Source organism: Ignavibacteriales bacterium (assembly GCA_016709155.1).
Taxonomy (GTDB): domain Bacteria; phylum Bacteroidota; class Ignavibacteria; order Ignavibacteriales; family Ignavibacteriaceae; genus JADJEI01.
Genome location: JADJEI010000008.1, coordinates 1 through 17,948, shown reverse-complemented (window position 1 = coordinate 17,948; position 17,948 = coordinate 1). Strand labels below are relative to the sequence as shown.

General features: G+C 34.7%; 17 protein-coding genes and 2 pseudogenes. All 19 read right to left on the bottom strand.

Going from position 1 to position 17,948, the window contains the following annotated elements; genetic code table 11:
* Window positions 1-142: 142 nt before the first annotated feature.
* Entirely contained in the window at window positions 143-445 is a 303-nt protein-coding gene (locus IPH11_12715; protein ID MBK6914454.1) for a hypothetical protein, read from the bottom strand.
* A 2-nt stretch (window positions 446-447) separates the two neighbouring features.
* Entirely contained in the window at window positions 448-594 is a 147-nt protein-coding gene (locus IPH11_12710; protein ID MBK6914453.1) for a hypothetical protein, read from the bottom strand.
* A 249-nt stretch (window positions 595-843) separates the two neighbouring features.
* Complete coding sequence (locus tag IPH11_12705; protein ID MBK6914452.1) at window positions 844-1,245, bottom strand: hypothetical protein; 402 nt, start codon at window positions 1,243-1,245, stop codon at window positions 844-846.
* Between the two features lie 17 nt (window positions 1,246-1,262).
* Entirely contained in the window at window positions 1,263-1,481 is a 219-nt protein-coding gene (locus IPH11_12700; protein ID MBK6914451.1) for a hypothetical protein, read from the bottom strand.
* 43 nt (window positions 1,482-1,524) lie between these two features.
* Window positions 1,525-3,357 (bottom strand): annotated as a pseudogene (locus IPH11_12695) (KUP/HAK/KT family potassium transporter).
* A gap of 78 nt (window positions 3,358-3,435) precedes the next feature.
* Window positions 3,436-4,986, bottom strand: coding sequence for a sodium-dependent transporter (locus tag IPH11_12690; protein ID MBK6914450.1), 1,551 nt, complete (start codon window positions 4,984-4,986; stop codon window positions 3,436-3,438).
* Between the two features lie 145 nt (window positions 4,987-5,131).
* Window positions 5,132-6,661: a dicarboxylate/amino acid:cation symporter gene (locus IPH11_12685; protein ID MBK6914449.1), complete on the bottom strand. Its 1,530-nt coding sequence runs from the start codon at window positions 6,659-6,661 to the stop codon at window positions 5,132-5,134.
* 236 nt (window positions 6,662-6,897) lie between these two features.
* A complete protein-coding gene (locus tag IPH11_12680) occupies window positions 6,898-7,989 on the bottom strand; it encodes a Fic family protein (protein MBK6914448.1) in 1,092 nt (363 codons plus the stop codon).
* A 107-nt stretch (window positions 7,990-8,096) separates the two neighbouring features.
* Window positions 8,097-8,351 (bottom strand): restriction endonuclease subunit S, encoded by a 255-nt coding sequence (locus IPH11_12675; GenBank protein ID MBK6914447.1) that lies wholly within the window; start codon window positions 8,349-8,351, stop codon window positions 8,097-8,099.
* A 272-nt stretch (window positions 8,352-8,623) separates the two neighbouring features.
* Window positions 8,624-8,821 (bottom strand): annotated as a pseudogene (locus tag IPH11_12670) (transposase).
* Window positions 8,822-9,329: 508 nt separating this feature from the next.
* Complete coding sequence (locus tag IPH11_12665) at window positions 9,330-10,259, bottom strand: SBBP repeat-containing protein (GenBank protein MBK6914446.1); 930 nt, start codon at window positions 10,257-10,259, stop codon at window positions 9,330-9,332.
* Entirely contained in the window at window positions 10,243-10,989 is a 747-nt protein-coding gene (locus IPH11_12660; GenBank protein MBK6914445.1) for an SBBP repeat-containing protein, read from the bottom strand. The genes IPH11_12665 and IPH11_12660 overlap by 17 nt, the downstream gene beginning before the upstream one ends.
* Before the next feature lie 208 nt (window positions 10,990-11,197).
* Window positions 11,198-12,136: an OmpA family protein gene (locus tag IPH11_12655; protein MBK6914444.1), complete on the bottom strand. Its 939-nt coding sequence runs from the start codon at window positions 12,134-12,136 to the stop codon at window positions 11,198-11,200.
* A 355-nt stretch (window positions 12,137-12,491) separates the two neighbouring features.
* Entirely contained in the window at window positions 12,492-13,700 is a 1,209-nt protein-coding gene (locus IPH11_12650) for a T9SS type A sorting domain-containing protein (protein MBK6914443.1), read from the bottom strand.
* A gap of 362 nt (window positions 13,701-14,062) precedes the next feature.
* Window positions 14,063-14,653 (bottom strand): hypothetical protein, encoded by a 591-nt coding sequence (locus tag IPH11_12645; protein MBK6914442.1) that lies wholly within the window; start codon window positions 14,651-14,653, stop codon window positions 14,063-14,065.
* A gap of 1,519 nt (window positions 14,654-16,172) precedes the next feature.
* Window positions 16,173-16,706 carry a DUF4411 family protein gene (locus IPH11_12640; protein ID MBK6914441.1) on the bottom strand — a complete coding sequence of 178 codons (534 nt, stop codon included), beginning with the start codon at window positions 16,704-16,706 and terminating at the stop codon, window positions 16,173-16,175.
* 3 nt (window positions 16,707-16,709) lie between these two features.
* On the bottom strand, window positions 16,710-16,922 hold the full coding sequence (locus tag IPH11_12635; protein MBK6914440.1) for a hypothetical protein: 213 nt from the start codon (window positions 16,920-16,922) through the stop codon (window positions 16,710-16,712).
* Between the two features lie 123 nt (window positions 16,923-17,045).
* Window positions 17,046-17,456 (bottom strand): ImmA/IrrE family metallo-endopeptidase, encoded by a 411-nt coding sequence (locus tag IPH11_12630; GenBank protein ID MBK6914439.1) that lies wholly within the window; start codon window positions 17,454-17,456, stop codon window positions 17,046-17,048.
* A gap of 99 nt (window positions 17,457-17,555) precedes the next feature.
* Complete coding sequence (locus tag IPH11_12625; protein ID MBK6914438.1) at window positions 17,556-17,810, bottom strand: helix-turn-helix transcriptional regulator; 255 nt, start codon at window positions 17,808-17,810, stop codon at window positions 17,556-17,558.
* Window positions 17,811-17,948 lie beyond the last annotated feature (138 nt).

The window sequence follows — 17,948 nt, the reverse complement described above, 5'->3', positions numbered from 1 at the left end:
AAACTCCATAAATTGATTTTTTAGTTTCTGCAGTTAGCCCCGTAAAAGCAGATGTAAAACAAATTGAACCGCCTGCAGATTTTTTTAACCAATAAAGAAAAATATTTTGCAAGATTGAAATTGGCAATTAAATTCATGTTCATCATTTTTTGCCATTCCTCGCTCGAGGTTTCCCAAAGATTTTTTCCTCCTGTAAATCCGCCAATTGTACTGAAAAGAAAAAATAAAGAATTTTTATCAGGCTGAATCCCTTCGAAAGCCGATGCTGCATTCTGTTCGATAGACAAATCCGAAATAATTCTGAATTCAATTTTATTATTAGAAAACGTTGAAGTCTTTTTGAAATCAAATAAATAAATCTTGTCGTAATCTTTTTAATTAGACTACCGCTGACACCTTTTCCCAAAGCGCCTTCGGCTCCAAATATTAAAAGTATTTTTTTCATATTTATGTTTTCTTGATTATAAATTTAGATATTACAGGATAATGGTCAGTGAAGCCGCCAAGATAACGGTTGCCTCCGTAAGTTGGAAAAGCAGTTCCTTCAAATGTTCCAGTGTGTGTTTGCAGCAAGAAAGGTTTTAAAATACTCAAAACGATCCGCAAACGTAATTAATAACTTTTCCATCAATTAAATTTCTTGATACAATAATCTGATCAATCATATTCCAGTCATCTTTATATCGGTAAGAGCCAATACCTTGATTAAATTTTTCATAAGATAAATTTAGCAGCAGTGAATTTGAATAGCTTGTTGAATCACAAAAATATTTCTCTGCTGATAAAACTTCTGCAATTGATTTGTTGTTAGGCTCGTCATTAAAATCTCCAATTACAATTATGTTAGCCAGTCGGTCGCTGTTTTAAAATATTATCAACATTCTTTTTTAAAACTTCAGCAGCTTTAATTCGTTTTGGTTGAGATTCAAATTCACCACCGCCCCGTGATGGAAAATGATTTACAAAAATATTTAGCAATTCATCATTGGCTTTTAGTACAACTTTAAGTAATAATCTTGTTTTATCCTGAGCAGAAAGAAAAACCGAATCAGCAGAAACATTTACTAATTCGAAAATATTTTTTTTGTATATCAACCCGTTATCAATTCCTCGTTCGTCGGGGGATTCCATATAAGCAACATCATACTCCAGGTCGTGCAGAAACTTATTAACCATTGAATCTAATAATGCTTTATGTTCAACTTCACAAACGCCAAGGATATCGGGACCATTTCCATTATTCATTAAACGAATTACGCGGCTTAGATTGTAAAACTTTTTGTCAAGTCTCTCTTGCGTCCATTCTTTTTCAGCGGAGGAAGAAACTCCTCATCTTTTGTTAGCGGGTCATCTTCGGTGTCAAATAAATTTTGAAGATTCCAAAATGCAACAAACAAAGTATCATCATTAATGTTTTGAGCGGCTGCAAAGGAATTAAAAAAAAAGAGAGCGAATAATGTTATAAAAAATGTTTTATTCATTGATTGTATTTATTTGTTAAAAAATTTAATTATGTAAATGAGTTTATATTTCAAGTTTCGTTACAACGCCGTGAATCTTATTATAAGGCAACTTATAAAATTTCACGAACGGCGGAGTAATCTTTTTGATGAATGCAAAAATCTTATAATAAATTTTCTTTGTTTCAATGTCTTCCACACCATAGAATATTAATTTTTCACCGATTTCATTTTCCTTTAATATTTTTGGTATATCTAAGACTTCAAGGTAACCGGCACTGATTAATAATCCATCCATTCCTGAAGCAATAGATTCTTTTTCTCCACACTTATTCCAAATGGGTGTTCGGAAGTCGCAATAGAAACAAGTACTTTTTTTTTTCGTAGATAATATTTCCGCGAATCATACAATGCACAATGTAAGGTGGAATATGCTCCAAAGTTTTTGTGAAGAATAACGCTGTACCGCGTATGTTGTTTTTCAATCCATAAATTTGTTCGTAACTAAAAACAAAGGTGTCAAATGATAGTGAGCGAAATGCTTTGTACATCGCTTTGTTTCCATTAGTCCATAGTGTAATGATGAACAATGGAATCGAAGCAATTATTAAAGACCAGAGAGCGCCGTGTGGAATTTTAGTCAGTACAGCGGTGAGGAAAAGTAAATCAACAAGAAACACTCCAATCGCAATTGAGTATTTAATAAATTTTTTATCATGAAAGAAAATTCTTATCATAAAATACGAACTGATAGTCATAGTTGCAGTTACTGCCATTCCATACGCCGCTGCCAGATTCTCTGATTTTCTAAAAAATAGAACCATAAATATTACAGCGATTAACAATCCCCAATTCACTGCTCCGATGTAAATCTGAGATTTTATTTTAGTCGAGGTATATTTTATTTTCATTAACGGAATAATGCGTGTGGTAATTCCTTGATAAACAAGAGACATCACAGCACTTATCATGGCTTGTGACGCAATTATAGCGGCAAGCAGCGTCAGAATTAAAAATGGAACATACAATAAATGGCTCGTGTGTTTTACCATTTCAAAAAGTACTTGATCGCTTTTACCTCCATTCAAAACAAAGCACCCTGTCCAAAATAATTCACGACTAATGCAATTAACACAAACATCCACGCTTGTCTTATCGGTTTGCTTCCGAGATGACCCATGTCTGTATAAAGCGCTTCTCCCCCTGTTGCACAAAGTATTACTTCACTTAAAACAAAAATTCCTGCAATACCGTTATGAAGCATAAAATTAATTGCATAGAGCGGGCTGACAGCAAGAAAGATTTCTGGCGAATTTGCTATTGAAAATAATCCGCTAAGGAATAATGCAACAAACCAGATAATCATTATCGGACCGAAAAGGGATGCAACTTTATCTATCCCTTTAAATTGAAACGAAAAAAGCAATATTGTAATCGCAAGGGTTATAATAACTACTGTATCTGTTTGAATATGACCAAGGCCCGGAATCAATCCGAGACCCTCAACAGCGGAAAGAATACTTATTGCAGGTGTGATTACTCCATCCCCCATAATAAGTGAAACGCCGACATAACCAAGCAAAGTTATAAATACAACATTTCTGCCTTTTTTTATTTTAGAATTTAATATTTCTTTAAGTACGATTATTCCACCCTCACCTTTGGAACTTAAACTCATTGCCAGCCACGAATATTCAATTGTGACTAAAATGATAAGTGACCAGAATATTAATGATAGTATGCCCATCATATTTTCTTGAGTAGGCATCGTAAATACAAAGATGACACTCAATGTGTAAATGGGGCTTGTTCCGATGTCACCAAACACTAACCCCATCGCTTTTATTATTTCTTTAAAAGAATCAGAGAAAGATTCTTTATTCGAATTTATGTCCATTAAATCTTTTCGATTTTATTAGCACGCTAAATATTGCTTCGTGCTTTAAATTATTTTTTTAAGAATTATACTTTAGCATTAATTATCTGTTGCTTTTACTCCAGGCTTTTTGATCAAATAAAATAATCCTGCATAAAGTAAAATCATTAAAATTCTTGCGCCCCAAATATAAGGGACTTGCTCGGGATTTGAATTAGATAATAATAGAATAGGAAATGCGTCCTGAACAAACCACCAGATCATGATTACAAATAGTACTGTTGGAGTTACGTATTTCATAATTGGGTAAAATATTCTTGGAATACCAATATCTCCCCCTTCATTCATTTCTTTCCAGGCTTTATCTGCTCCAAAGACCCACATAAACAAAACTGTCTCCACGAAAGCAAACAATACTAATCCGAAAGTTCCTGCCCAATAATCCATCTCATCCAGAAATCCAAATTTCAAAAAGAATATTACAAATTGAACAGAGACTAAAACCACAACAGCCAATATTGCAGTTGCTTTCTTGCGCGAGATTTTAAACTCATCTTCGAGAAATGCAATCACGGGCTGACCCATTGCAACTGAAGATGTAATTCCTGCAAAGAATAAAAGCAAAAACCATAGAAAACCGAAAAATTCACCAAATGGAATTTGCCTGAATATTAATGGCATCGAAACAAAGCCTAGATCGAATGAACCACCGGCTGCAATTTGAGTCGTCATCGTCAATCCAAAAAATGCAACTGCCGCAGGAATTGCAATTGATCCGCCAAGAATAACTTCTGCAAATTCGTTTGTCGCTGATGTTGACAATCCTGAGAGAACAATATCATCTTTTGGTTTTAAATAACTTGCGTAAGCGTGAATCGTTCCCATTCCAACTGATAGAGTAAAAAAGATTTGACCGGCTGCGGCAATCCAAACTGATGGATTTCCAAGCTTAGATAAATCAGGATTCCAGATGAATGCCAGACCATTAATTACTGAATTTTCAGGGTGGGTTGGGTCAGGAGCGCCTAATGTTAAAACTCTTACCACTAAAATTATTCCAAATACAAAAAGCAGCGGCATTGCAATCTTCGCAAGCTTTTCTATTCCTGCAGAAATTCCTTTAAATAAAATCCAGAAATTGACAGCAAAAGTTATTAGCATAAATATGTATGCCGGCAGAAGAGAATCGAAATGTGTCCCCGCCTCCCTGCCTTGATAACTGTACAAAAAGTTTTTCATTGTATCGAAACTTGTTTCATCAAAGTATAATTTTGTGATTGAGAAGAAACTGAAACCAAGCGTCCACGATTCGATATAAGTATAATAAATCATTATGACAAGTGAGATGAACAAACCAACAGCACCAAAATATTTTGCAGCTTTATTTTTCCAGAGAACATCAAACATTCCGGGAGCGCTGCCATGATTAAACCTTCCGCCGTGTCTTCCTATTCCCCACTCAATCCACATTAATGGAATTCCGAGTATCAAAAAGAAAATAAAATATGGAATCATAAAAGCGCCGCCGCCGTTTTGTGCCGCTTGAACCGGAAACCGTAAAAAATTTCCCAGCCCGATAGCATTTCCTGCAACAGCTAAAATAAGACCTATCCTGCTACCCCATTGCTCTCGATTGTTATTTTCACTCATCAACTAACTCCTTTATTTGGATTTAAAAGATCAATTCTAATTTCATATTTAAAGTCCCTCTCTCTGTAAGTCGAAGATCCCGCTTACGTGGAGAAGGTTTGGGATAAGTTATCTGCTAAAACGTCCAATCAACCATCCTAAATTTTTAAGCTTCACTCAAATCAACCTTTATTTCTTCTTTTTCCGAAGTAGCAATTACTGCTGCCACCATCGCATCGCCAGTTACATTAGTTACCGTGCGGCACATATCAAGTATTCTGTCAATTCCAATTATCAAAGCAATTCCTTCTTCTGGAATTCCAACTGCCTTTAAAATAATGATTAACATAATAATTCCTACTCCCGGCACAGGTGCGGTTCCGATTGATGCAAGTGTTGCGGTAAATACAATAGCGAGCTGTTGAGTTAAACTCAGATCAATTCCAAAAACCTGTGCAATAAATACTGCCGCCACCCCCTGATAAAGAGCAGTGCCGTCCATATTAATTGTAGCACCAAGAGGCAAAACGAAACTTGTTATTGATTTGGATATCCCCAAATTTTCATGGCAGCACTCAATGTTTACAGGCAAAGTTGCCGCAGATGAACTAGTGCTGAACCCAATCGTTTGAACTCTTCTGATCCCCTTAAAAAATGTACTCACGTTAAACTTGCTGAAAAACTTTATGAACAAAGCATAAACACCGAATGTCTGAATTAACAATCCAAGCAAAACAGTTACAGCATACCAGAATAAAGTTTGCAGTATATCAAAACCAAACTCGCTGATTGTTGCAGAGATTAAAGCGAAAACTCCAAGCGGTGCAATCAGCATAATGATGTCAACCATTTTGATCATTGATTCACTGAGTCCATCAAAAAATTTTATGACAGGCTCTGATTTTTCTTTACTGATCAGACTTAAAACCAAACCGAGAAAAACAGCAAAGAAAACTATCTGAATCATTTCACTGTTTGCTAATGCAGTAATTGGGTTTTTCGGAACGAGATTAACAACCTGATCTATTAAACTGAAATTCCCTTGAAGATTCATTTTACTTTGAGCTTCTTGCCCATAAACAGAAAGCAAAGATGTTTTCGTCTCAGCAGGCATTCGCGTACCGGGTTGAATGACATTTGCTAAAATCAATCCGATAGAAATTGCAAGGGCGGTGGTAAAAATATATAGTGAAATTGTTTTTCCGCCGATTCGTGCAAACTTTTTTATATCTCCAAGACTTGCTGCACCCACAACAAGCGAAGCCAGCACAAGCGGAACAGCTATCATATTTAAGAGACGGATAAAAATATCACCAATCCATTTGATGTCTGATGGAATCGTCGTTTCTTTACTGATAGAAGTAATATTATAAAAATGCTTTGAAGGAATTAATTTCTGATCAGCGATAAAGGATGAAACAATTGCTTCTGATTGTTGATTTGATTCTGAAATTTTACTTAAAGAATTTATAATCAAAAGCTGCTGCTTAGAATCAAAAAAGAGAGAATCCGATTCGGCGGGATTCACCAAAATAAAATTCTGCCACCTCTCAATTTTTTCAGTGACGGTTTTTTTATCTTTTATGTACTCAATAACAAGCACATCCTTTTTAATATTAAATATCGAACCGAACACAGCCCCAAGAATCAGCGCAGCGATTATCTGGTTGTGAAGTTTGGGCGGTTTAAATTTCATTAAGCAGTTATTTATTTTTTTTTGAATTTAATCGAGGGCAAATATGCAAAAGATAATCTTTTAGTAAAAGAAAATATTAAACACGAAGGCAATTAAAAATGAATAATGAAAAATTAAAAATTAAACCCGGCAATTAAACAATTTAGCAATTCAGCAATTTATCAATCATAAAAAATCATAATCCATCATTTGACGAACAGCTCCCATTGCATTTATCCTATCTCTCTGCAAATAATTTACTCATTAGCTATCTCAATTAGTTGACGGAAAATGTAAAGTGTAGGCTTCCTTCCACTCCCCTGAGTAAGAATCTTAATTGTTCCAGCTTCTTCAAGCCGGTTTAAAATTCTCTTAGCGCTTGCTTTCGGAATATTTGAATTCTTAATAAAGTCAGTTGATGAAAAAACAGGCATATTAAATAAGTTGTCCAGTACCTTTATTGAATACTGTGAATGCGTTACACTTATCATTTTTTCTTTCATCTTATTATATAACTGCAAGATTGATTTTGCTTTATCAATGTTTTTCTCCGATTGGTGAATAACACCTTTCAGGAAAAACTTTATCCATCCTTCCCAATTCTTATTATCAGTTACAGCTTTTAGTTTATCATAATATTCGTCCCTGTTGGAATCGAAGAAAGCACTTATATAAAACATCGGTGTGTTGAGTATTTTTTTCTCAAAAAAGAATAGCGGAATTAAAATCCTCCCAATCCTTCCGTTGCCGTCAAGGAATGGATGTAATATTTCAAACTGAGCGTGAATAATTGCAAGTTGAACTAGTCTGTCTTTTTCCTCATAGTGAATATATTTCTCAAAATTATCCAATCCTTTCATCAACTCATTTGGATCTGGAGGAACAAAACTTGCTTCTTCAATTGTGCTTCCCGGTTTACCAATCCAGTTTTGAATTTTTCTGAATTCACCGCGTGCTTTGTTTTCACCTCTAACACTTTGCAGCAAAACCGAATGCATATTTTTTATCAGGTTAAGGCTGATCGGTCTTTTTTTCATTTCTTCCACGGTTACGGCAGTTGCCTTTCTGTAATTGATCACTTCCTGAATGTCATCATACTTTTTTGTTTCTGCTTTTGGATCAGCTTCAAATTTCAGGACTTCTTCTAATGTAGCTTGTGTCCCTTCAATACGCGATGAGAGAACTGCTTCTTGTGTTGTGAGAGGTGAAAGGAGCAATAACGGATTTGGCATTGTCTGCAGAATTCCATCGTAGCGGGCTAACTTCCTGTTTGCTTCGCTTATTAAACTGATCAGATGCTGCCATTCCAAATTCTGCAGTGGAAGATTTTCAGGTTTATAAGGTTTCATTTTTTTTAGCTCACTTATGAATCACAAATATATTTGCGGCTCAAATGTAGCTATATGTGAGCCACAAAGCAAATTATGGCTATTTATGAGCCAGAAATGCTTTATTTTTAGCGTACTTTCTCAACTTCTTTGAATTCAATATCTATAACCCGGATTTGACCTGTCATAAGTTGATTAAGCATAGAACTAAATATATCTCTCAATTGATTTCTATAGCAATTATGAGTGATTATTTTATCCTCTAACTTGAATAATACATTACCAATACTTTTTTGCTCAGTAGGATTTGGTAACGCAAACTTAAATCTGCTTAAAGCATCAAAAGAGGTTCTAGGATAATTTACCCCAAAAGTTTGGGCAATTTAAATTTCATTAAGCAATTTTATTTTTTTTAAATTTAATCGAGGGCAGATATGCAAATGATAATCTTTTAGTAAAAGAAAATATTAAACACGAAGGCAATTAAAAATGAATAATGAAAAATGAAAAATTAAACCCGGCAATTCAGCAATTAAACAATTCAGCAATTTATAAATCATTCCCGAAGAGATGTGCTATCCCACGGGGATATTATATTTTATAATGACTAAATCGATTTAATTGAAAAGTTTCTTTCAGCTTAAGTAGTAACTGCCACACTTTCATCTGAAATATTACGAAGATGTTTTAATATCAATAACCCCACCATCAATCGTATTGGCAGAGCCGGTCGTCCATTATCTGAACAATAAAGAGGACTGAAAGCATCTTCTAACTGCTGCCAGTTAATTTTTTCTTCCAATATGAATAACGGATGCTTCTGATCCAAGGTATCCTTCAATGAGAAGAACATACTGATCTGTGATTTCTTTTCTGTCTTTTTTATCGTAATAATTTGCAAGGTTTTTAATCTAAATTATTTAAATCTTGTGTTTTAAACCAAATCTTTTTCACTTTTTTTATTTGTTTTTTCTACTTTAACAACTTATTCCGCTTTTTAAGGGAGGACTATTTAGGTACAGCGCTGGCCCTTTCAGCATAGTACAACTCAGATTGAAAATCCCGACCATCAATAGTCCATTTTATATTATGAGATTTGCCGTCATAAAAAAGTTGTTCTCAGGCTGTCCTCATCTTCAAACGCAAATTTCCCGATACCATCGCCATCTATATTGCCCACGTATCTAAGCCTATCTGGGAATTCTCATTCCAGCTGAAAATTCTGGCTCCAAAGGAGAGAACTTGGTAAACTCAAAAGAAAAATAAAAAATAATGAAATTGATTTGGTTTTCATTCTGCATCCTCACAATATATTTTTATTATATTATTAAATGTTAAAGATGAATTTTATTAAAGTTAAGCTATTTGATTAACGTCATTTTTTTCGATACGACAAAATCTCCAGCTCGCAACTGGTAGAGATATATCCCGCTTGGCAATTCGGATGCATCAAATAAAATTTCATATTCACCTGCAGGTTTGTTTTCGTTCACAAGCTCAGCAACTTTATTTCCAAGTATATCATAAACTTTCAAACTCACATTTGACGTTTGACTTTTGACGTTTGAAGGAATTGTGTATTTTATTTTTGTTGTTGGATTAAACGGATTTGGATAATTGTTTGATAGATTATACCCTATCAGAATGTTTCCGGTTTTAGCATCAAGCCCGCTGACAGGAGTTTGCTTATATTTTATTAGAGTATAATCCGATGCAGTTCCAATACCTATACTAGTTCCAATTACATATATATTCCCAAAATTATCCGATACAATATCTATCCCTCCATCACCCCCATTACCGGGTCCATTGTATCTTGCAGTCCACAATGAGTCGCCATCACTACTATATTTAATTGTAAAAAAATCAGCATCGTTGGTGCTTAATCCCACCACACTCGAACCTGTAACATAGACATTTGAATTTTCATCAACAGTTAATGCACTTGCCGCATCGAAATTAGAGCTAAAGGGTACGCCGCCATGGTATCGTTTTACCCACTGCTCCACTCCGGATAAATTATATTTTATTGTTGCATAATCATTCCCAAATCCACCACTTACCCCTGTTACATAAACATTACCGGAGTTATCAACAGCAACTGAACTCGCTTCATCAGTACTTCCGTTGTTGTAATTTGCAACCCATAATTCATCACCGTCTGTGCTATATTTTATTGTTAAATAATCTCTATCAGTTGTAAACGGGCTGCTGCTACCAAAACCTGTTATGTAGACATTACCTGCCTGGTCAATGGCGATTGATTGTGGTTCATCAAAATCCAGAACCATCGTATCTTCTTGTCCAAATGGTATCACCGGTTGCCGCAGATAATTTGATTGTAAGATAATCGTCGCTTTGAGACATTGTTGTTGTTCTGCTGCTTCCTGTGACTAATACTGCACCTGAGTGATAAACAATTGCATAAGCAATATCAATACTGTTTCCTGGTCCGTCATAACTTGAGACCCATAACTGTGCACCATTCGGTTCATAAGCAATAGTTGTATAGTCATTATTAAATCCACTTGAACCCGTGACAAATACTCTTCCTGAAATTGTATCAATTGCAATAGCTGTTGCAACACCACCTTCATTTGCAGGGCCCTTATTTTTTCTTACCCAAACAGTATCACCATTTGAATCATATTTGATTGTTAGAAGATCTGTATTTAGTTGATCATTAACACTGTAACCTGTTATATAAACATTCCCCTCATTGTCAACTTTAATATCATTTGCCTCTTCTTGGTTATTGTCATTACCGAAAGTCGCAGTCCATATTTCCACACCATTTGAATCATATTTAATTGTAACTATATCCCATGGATTGACAATTGAACCCACACCTGTTGATCTCCCTGTTATGTACACGTTCCCTGAGTCATCAACAGCCATGGCCGTTGGCTCATCTACTGCATTACTTACTCCATTGAAACGGCTAACCCATTCTTCAACCACCTGCCCGAAAGTATTTATAGCAAATATAAATGCTGCTAAAAGTACTATTATTTTTTTCATGTTTGCTCCTTATTGGTTTATTTCAGAGTGATACTATCGCTGAGATAAAATAACTGATCTAATTATAGATATGTCAACAAAAAATGCAAAGCAGTATGCAGTAGATTTATACATAATGCTCTTTAAGATTTTAGACTGACTATTCATCACAATTCTGTAAGATATATGTTCAAATTGTACCTCTGTTTAATGTTATAAAAGTAACCGATTAAATTTTAACAAACTCAACCCTCCGGTTGTTTGCTTTATCTTCGGGGGTTAAATTATTATTAAGAGGTATGCTTTCGCCATATCCCTTTGTGTTAAGCCTTGCTGAATCAATTCCAAGACTAACCAAAACATCTTTAACTGCTTTCGCCCTGTTCTCGGATAGTGTTTGATTAAAAATGTCATCACCATCGCTATCTGTATGTCCTTCAATGTTAAAATTTATTTCCGGGTGTTCTTTCATCAGCATGACAATTTCATTTATTACTCCCATTGATTCGGGTTTTATAGTTGCCTTGCCAACATCAAAATGAATTCCTCTCGTAACAATTCGCCCATCAGTAATCAGCTTATCATACAGTTCGACACCCCCCTCCGCAACTCTTATATTTTTTATCATTGAAGGAATCCCTTTAGCGACGCCGTGGCTAAGGGCTGAGATAGTAAATGAGGTCGGTTTCTTTTCTAAATTAGGAATGTTTAAAACTCTCGTCTGATCAAAATAAACTTTTAATGCTCTTTTATTAAATGATAAAGCGATATGATGCCATCCTTCACCAGATGAACTTATATCCGGCACACCTTCAAATTTGCCGAGCGAAACTTTGCTTGCTCTAATGTCTATAACATTTAGATTTTTAAGATTGAGATAATATGCTTCGTTTCCTTTGTTATGATAATAGATATCAAATTCTATTGTAAAAACTTCCGGCAGATACTCTGCAGTTTTCATTAACGGTGAAATTTCAGATTTATTTTTCATGAAGGCAATTACATTGTTTTCACCGAGCTTTGCATTCTCTACATTTCCATATACGAGATCCCATTTAGAAGGAAATTCACCATGCTTTTCATATTCAAGATTATCAAGAAAAATTATTTTATCACCGGGAACGAAATCATATTTAGACCATACTTCTAAGGAATCGGCAATCTGCATAATTCCTTCCTTATATGTTTTTGCATCGATTTTTAAAGAATAAAAGCTGCACATATATTAATTAGTAACAGCATCGTTATGGTTTTCATAACTGTTTCTCCATTTGTTAAATTGTTAAGAATAATTGCATATAATTGATGTAACATCGTAGTTATTAATTCTATACTGCATTTAATTTACCTTATTTGGATGAATAGCCTAAATTGGATTTATATTATTTTCCAATTCACATTTTTCATCAGATTTAAGTGTTCCACTAATAACTAGTTTTTAAGCAACGGAATACGAGTATATGCCGCCAAACCAGATTCTTGAAGAACGCAAATTAAGGCTTTTAGAGATGCTCTTAAAATATTTATTTGAGTATCACAAACTTCTTTGTACCAATAAACGTTCCGGCTCTCAATTGATAATAATAAACTCCGCTCGAAAGATTACTTCCTCTGCTGCTGGCGGAAAATTTTATGGCATATCTACCTGGTGATTTTTCTTCATTCACTAATTCAGCTACTTCTCTACCAAGAAGATCATAGACCTTTAATATAACTTTTCCATTTACCGGCAACTCGTAATTAATTACTGTTTCCGGATTAAATGGATTGGGATAGTTCTGTTCCAATCTGAATTGTTGTGGCAGCTCAGTTACTTGATTTTCAATAGATGTTACAAGTGCCTGCTTAACAACCCCGCTGCCATTCGTACCATAGTAACCTGTTCCTGAACCACTAATTTGCAGCCAATAAAAGGCTGTTGTTAATTCAATATTAAAAAGAGCACTGTTAAAGGAGAAGCTGCAATTGTTATTATCTAACCTGTGAAAGCCGGTTTCACTTACAACATCTATTAACAAATTTGTGCCGGTGTTCAGACTGGCAATGTCTGTAAAAACATATCCCAATCCGAGACCAACTGAAAATTCGCTCCATACGTTGTTATTATCCTTCACATAGTAACTGCCCGATTGAGCAACTGCCACTAGCATTTTTACACAATCAAAAATTTCAAATCCGGATATATCTACATTTTTGAGAGCAACAACGTTTAGGTCTGTTAAACCTGTGTTTATCGGATTAAAAGTTTCAGCACCATCATTGGAATAATAAACCCCGAACCCGATTCCCGAAATGGGCTCTGTTGTGGAAAGGTAAATATCATCATTATCATCAACCACAATTTCGTTTATATAATTTATTGGGGCAACATAATGTGCATCGAATGTTAGTGAGCCGAAGTCAGCTTTATAAACATAAGCACCATTACCAAGAAATGTGTCGCCTGTAGAATTAAATGCAATGCTTGTAAACGCTATTCCAATATTTTCCCAATGAAGACCCTCATCAATTGAACGGAACCCACCATTGGTTGTCGAAACGTAGAGATTCCCGTCAACCGGGTTTGCATCTATTAAATTGTTCCATCCATACGGCAGGTCTCCCGAAATATCTTGCCAGGTTTGACCGAAGTCTGAAGTTTTCCCGAGTATTCCATGTCTGCCAGATGTGTAGATATTTACTACGCTTCCTTCCGTTTTGCTTCCGAAAGATGTTGTAAAAGTGTTTGTCATAACATTTACTTCAAGAACCCAGTCGAGAGTGTTTTGTGAAACATAAGTGCCAGGACCATAGGTCCCTGCAAACGTATTGCCTTCACCATCTTCTGTTAGGGTAGAAATAGGTGCGTCTGTAGAAAAAACATCTATAAAATTATTCCCGCCATCATCCGAACGAATAATCGTTCCGTTATATGATGAAGCAAGCACAACATCTGCAGATTTTACATGTATATCAGTGAAATTTAATTGTGATGCAGGAAGCGATTCCCAAATATCCCCGGAATCGTATGTGCGATATAATTTATCTCCCGCAACTGCATAACCGGAGGATACAGATTTATCTGTACTGGTTAAGTAACCGAATGAAGTTACTATTAGTCCGGTAAAATTAATCCGTTATTTGCCGGTTCCCAGCTCAGACCTTCATCTGAAGAACGGTAGATTCCCTCGAAATAAGTACCGGCAAAAAGATAACCACCAAACTCTCCCAGCGTAAAGATGTCGTTCGTGGGAATTCCATTGGCTGCATTTGAAAATGTCTTTCCATTATCGGTGGATTTAAATATGCCGTCAAATGATGCGACGTATAAATCACCATCCGTTTGAATATAAATATCAATCAGCGTTGATGAAGAAAAAATATTAGTAGGTAATTCCCAGGTTATTCCATCATCAGTAGAACGATATAAACCGGAAGCATCTGTGCCGGCGAAAATATCGCCGTCCGGATTAACCGCGAGCGAACGTACATCAGTATTTAGATAGTCGCCGAAAACTTGTTCCCAGTTTTTTCCGCCGTCAGAGGTTCTGAAGATTCCTCCAAAAGGCGTTGAGGCAAGTACCCGTCCCTGATTGTCAGTCACTAAATCCTGAATATATCCTCCGAAAGGTCCCACCTTATCCCATTGGGAATAGCCCGGCAGGGAATAAAGTGTTATCACCAGAACAAATGACAGTAACTTCATAACGGTCTCCTTTTATTAAGCTGAAAAAAACCTCTGATATTCGTTTTATGATAGTAATATTTTACTATTGCTTAACAATTTTAAAAACATAATCCGCATACAGAAACCACTCAATTTAGTTCAGAAAGTATTAAGAAAAGGGCAGTACACTTTTGTTGAAAGTAATTTAATAAGTTTCCCGATCATAGTCAATAGGCACTAACAAGGTAAGTTTCTCCAGAGTCGCTAATTTGTCTGTCTAAAGAATATACTCCTTCTTTCAACGTCGAGCCACATAATTTCTGCCAAATCTTTTGCCAGGATTTATCTACTTTTCACAATCAAGACATCAGGTTTTTGAGATGCAGCATCTTTCTCAGCACCAATTACAAATCCACTATCAGTTGTTTTTTGTTTACAGACCAGCCATAATCATCATTTACACCTCCGAATGTTTTTGCCCATAAAGTGTCGCTGTTTGCTTTTGTTTTTATTAACCAGACCTTGAAACTGCAAAATGCCAACTGGTTTTCAATTCTATTATAGTTCGATTAAAAGCAGTGCTTAGAGAAACATCAACTGGAGAATTATCACTGTCTCAATTCTATTATGTCAACCCTTAAAAACCCAAATTTCTTTTGGTGAGTAAATAACTTTCTTGAAAATAGCCTAGCTTTGCCTATAGCAAAGAAATAATAGTAAACTAATCTGACGATAAAAAAATAATAAAAAGATGATCTCCATTTTCTCATCATCCTTTTGAAATTATATGCTTGAAGATAGCATTACATTTATAGAGTCACCAACTAACCCTTTGTAAAAGTTTCTTTTTCATCCTATGATCTGACTTCAGATGCCGATTCACTGGTTCTGCTCCAGCTCTTCTTCCAATATGAATAATGGATGCTTCTGATCCAGTGTGTCTTTTATAAAAAGAATAAACTGATCTGTGATTTCCCTATCTTTTTCATCCCTTCCTTATCTGTTCGGGGTTTTTAAGGATTGACTAAATATGTTATAAATAATTTATGAAATTATTTTATTTGGAAACATATTTCTAATTGACTTACATTACCACCCTTTGTTGCATAGCCAAGAATATTTTGGTCTCGAAATTTCTATGATAAAATTATTTCTTTTTTTCCTGTTTCATTAGTTGGTCTTTTACTTTATCGGCAAATTGACCGACGACTAACAAGCGGTTTTCAATGATAAAGTTCATTATTCCTTTATCCCATCGTTTGAATAATCCTCTGCAAGTACCAAAATAATTGGTTGACTGCCTTTACTAAAATATCAAATACATCTTTTTCTATTTTTGAATGAAAACCAGAACGAATGCACACCCTTTATCTCTTTGCTCAATTGCCCAATCATAGGTTTTAAGAATGATGTTTGTTGGAACTTTGCGGGAACATAGAATCCAACTTTATAATTGTTTAAGATTTCTTTGTTACGAGATAATGCATTTTTTATTCTTCCAAATATTCTTTTTATGAATTTCAATTTTTCCGCGTAGAAATCTAATTAATAACTTAATCTAACTGCTATTTTTTCTTACCATCTTCAAACCACGTTCTTCAAAAAATTCATAAAGATTAATACATCTTACTCCATTTTTCTTTGCCACTTCTGGAATCTTATTTGATACAAATTTCTTTTCATCAGAAATAAGTATGTAACCATTTAATTTACAGAAAGCTATAAGATAAGGGTCGGCTTCATCTTTCCCTTTTTCAATTTTTTCTTTCTTAAAAAAGCCGGTATTAAATTCACTATTAATAATCGGTATTGCCTCATTAATTACTGACTCATCAGATTTTTTAACAAATTTTCTTCTCCGCTTAAATCGCTTCATCCATTTTATTAAAAAATCCTTTTTACCCAGATAATCATCAATAATTTCTTTTTCAACAAAATCTATTGTCAATAAATTATCAATAAGAATTAATTCTTCAATTTCTTCCCAAATAGCTTTGAATACTGGATTGTTATAATCGAATTTTTCCTGAAGGTTTATGAGTGAGCTTGTATCAATAACGTAAATATTTTGATTAAATAAGTCTGTGCTCATTCATTAGCCATACAAATGTTCGCGGATTTTAGGTATGTAATTCAGTTTAGCACCAAGGTAATCAGATAATTCCTTGATATTAATTCTATTCTGTTTATAAGCATCAAATGCTAAACTTATAAATGTTCTACCTCTTTCTTTTACTATTTCTTTAGGAATATTTCTTCCCTCCGGTTCTTTAGCCCTACCAAAGGGTGGTTTATTCCACGAATTCAATTTGTCTTCATAGTACAGTTTTTACATAAAACTCTTCTTCCCTCAATTTCAACTAAATCTTTACTTAACCATTCTTTATTACCAACACTTATATATTTTTTAACAATAACATTTCGTAATAATTCATTTTTTGGGAACGAGGATTTCGGATGCAAAAGCATTACACCACTTCTCAATTTTTTGTTGATTACCGAAACCTACATCACAAATACCAGCCTCATTTAATAGGAGGTGTCCAACTTCGTGAAATAGTGTGAAGATTTTTGCTGTAGCTGGGTCTCCACCTCTTTTAATTACAATTATTGGAATCTCTTCATCAATAATTGAGAATCCTCTTAGGTTATCTTTTGTAAGTGGTAATTGGAAAACAGCAATACTGAGATCTTCAACTTTTTCTATTAATCCTTCTAAAGCAGCATCATTATTGGGTAATTCCTTTATTTCATCCAGTTCCCATTTTTTTCTGAAATGATTTGCTGCTTTTACAGGATCATCATTTAGGCCTGCATCATCCGAAAACCTTACAATTTTCATTCCCAGTTCTCTTTTAGTTGAAGTAAAGAGTCTGTGAGAGTGCTCTTGTACGTTTAACAACCTTTAGTTTTCAAGTCAAAGATCCCAACCTGTTCTGAGTTAACAGTTCTTTCTATCTTTTTGTAATGGCTTTTTGATTGGTTTATAAAGGAGTAATGCAGCTAATGGTTTGTTATAAGCTTTTGCAAGTAAACTTAGCTCACTAAGTGAAGGTTTTTTCCCTGTCGTTGACTCAAAGCTTTTTAAATCATCAAGTGGAATTTTAGTCTTTTTTGAAATCTTGGCGAGATCCATTCCAATAGATAGTCTTATTGATTTAAGTACTTCCGGAACTACGTTAATATACTGTGCCATATACTTATTTTAAAAATGCAATTGTTTACAAAGTTTAATTCTAAATTAATCAAAAATATCAAATCTCAATCTTCCTCCAAATATTTAGCCATAGGGTATTTTTATTGTACAAAATCATTTTCCTTGTTTGAGTATCTT

What these genes read in the sequence shown, in the direction of transcription:
- IPH11_12690 (MBK6914450.1), bottom strand. Translation starts at nt 4,986, where the DNA reads ATGAGTGAAAATAACAATCGAGAGCAATGGGGTAGCAGGATAGGTCTT.
- IPH11_12630 (MBK6914439.1), bottom strand. Translation starts at nt 17,456, where the DNA reads ATGAAAATTGTAAGGTTTTCGGATGATGCAGGCCTAAATGATGATCCT.
- IPH11_12655 (MBK6914444.1), bottom strand. Translation starts at nt 12,136, where the DNA reads ATGCAGATTGCCGATTCCTTAGAAGTATGGTCTAAATATGATTTCGTT.
- IPH11_12650 (MBK6914443.1), bottom strand. Translation starts at nt 13,700, where the DNA reads ATGACAAACACTTTTACAACATCTTTCGGAAGCAAAACGGAAGGAAGC.
- IPH11_12640 (MBK6914441.1), bottom strand. Translation starts at nt 16,706, where the DNA reads ATGAGCACAGACTTATTTAATCAAAATATTTACGTTATTGATACAAGC.
- IPH11_12645 (MBK6914442.1), bottom strand. Translation starts at nt 14,653, where the DNA reads ATGAAGTTACTGTCATTTGTTCTGGTGATAACACTTTATTCCCTGCCG.
- IPH11_12715 (MBK6914454.1), bottom strand. Translation starts at nt 445, where the DNA reads ATGAAAAAAATACTTTTAATATTTGGAGCCGAAGGCGCTTTGGGAAAA.
- IPH11_12680 (MBK6914448.1), bottom strand. Translation starts at nt 7,989, where the DNA reads ATGAAACCTTATAAACCTGAAAATCTTCCACTGCAGAATTTGGAATGG.
- IPH11_12625 (MBK6914438.1), bottom strand. Translation starts at nt 17,810, where the DNA reads ATGGCACAGTATATTAACGTAGTTCCGGAAGTACTTAAATCAATAAGA.
- IPH11_12685 (MBK6914449.1), bottom strand. Translation starts at nt 6,661, where the DNA reads ATGAAATTTAAACCGCCCAAACTTCACAACCAGATAATCGCTGCGCTG.
- IPH11_12705 (MBK6914452.1), bottom strand. Translation starts at nt 1,245, where the DNA reads ATGAATAATGGAAATGGTCCCGATATCCTTGGCGTTTGTGAAGTTGAA.
- IPH11_12700 (MBK6914451.1), bottom strand. Translation starts at nt 1,481, where the DNA reads ATGAATAAAACATTTTTTATAACATTATTCGCTCTCTTTTTTTTTAAT.
- IPH11_12660 (MBK6914445.1), bottom strand. Translation starts at nt 10,989, where the DNA reads ATGAAAAAAATAATAGTACTTTTAGCAGCATTTATATTTGCTATAAAT.
- IPH11_12665 (MBK6914446.1), bottom strand. Translation starts at nt 10,259, where the DNA reads ATGGTTCTGGATTTTGATGAACCACAATCAATCGCCATTGACCAGGCA.